Raw genomic sequence first — 438 nt, 5'->3', positions numbered from 1 at the left:
CCGACTTCCCCGGCACCCAGGAGGCCGTCCCCACCACCGGGCCCACCACCGGCACCCACGTCTACACCGTCGGCGTGGTCAGCTTCACCCTCGCGGTGATCGACGCCTCCAGCCGCCAACTCGTCGCCAGCATCCGGGCCGGGGTGAGCCCGTACGGCCTGGCGAGCGCCGACCGCGGCGCCAAGCTGTACTTCAGCAGCTCCGGCGAGAACTCGGTGTCCGTCTACGACACCACCACCGGCGAGGTCACCGGCACCGTCGGCGTCGGACCCTACCCGCACGGCCTGGCCACCTCGCCCGACGGGCGGAGCCTTTTCGTCGCCAACACCGGCCCCGACAGCGGGCTCGGCGGCTCGCGCACCCTCTCGGTCCTCGACACCGCCACCGACACCGTCACCGCCACCTGGCCGACGGGGAACAGCCCGCACTCCGTCGCCC

The 438-nt window shown here is 73.5% G+C and carries 1 protein-coding gene; it reads left to right on the top strand.

Annotated features, from left to right (window positions below; genetic code table 11):
- On the top strand, positions 1-438 hold a 438-nt coding region (locus tag AC5RWQ_RS30550), incomplete at both ends, for a YncE family protein (protein ID WP_494286057.1).

The organism is Micromonospora sp. BS32 (assembly GCF_059089345.1).
Note: the sequence above shows the minus strand (reverse complement) of the source record. Positions and strands in the feature narration are given on the sequence as shown.